At 45.0% G+C, this 311-nt stretch carries 1 protein-coding gene; it reads left to right on the forward strand.

Annotation, left to right across the window (positions count from 1 at the left end; genetic code table 11):
- Nucleotides 1–311, forward strand: a 311-nt coding sequence (locus AB4585_RS23370; protein ID WP_372171167.1) for a hypothetical protein, incomplete at both ends; no start/stop codon positions are given.

Below are 311 nucleotides of genomic sequence, written 5' to 3' on the forward strand. Positions count from 1 at the left end.
GGTCTATGGTGTGGCAACTTCATATTTAGAGATATTGGCAAAAGTTGAGTTTGATTGGGATAGGGAAGCGCTCAAACGAGAGTTGGAGTTGACCGATAGCTGTCTTCGCTTTTTGTCTGATTACGATCACAATGGTACAGACCTCGTTCCAGAAGAATACTTCGTGTTTGCTAATGGCATTAATGAGCGATTTCTCAGGCGTTTGGGTATTGAGTCAGATTCAACGGTAACGGTTCAGTGCTTGGCGCAAGTAGGTGGTGTGCTCGCCTATAAGGCGTGGTCTGTAATTATTGAAGATCAGTTGTCGGAGG

The organism is Vibrio sp. 10N.222.49.C9, from assembly GCF_041474985.1.
Lineage (GTDB): Bacteria > Pseudomonadota > Gammaproteobacteria > Enterobacterales > Vibrionaceae > Vibrio > Vibrio crassostreae_C.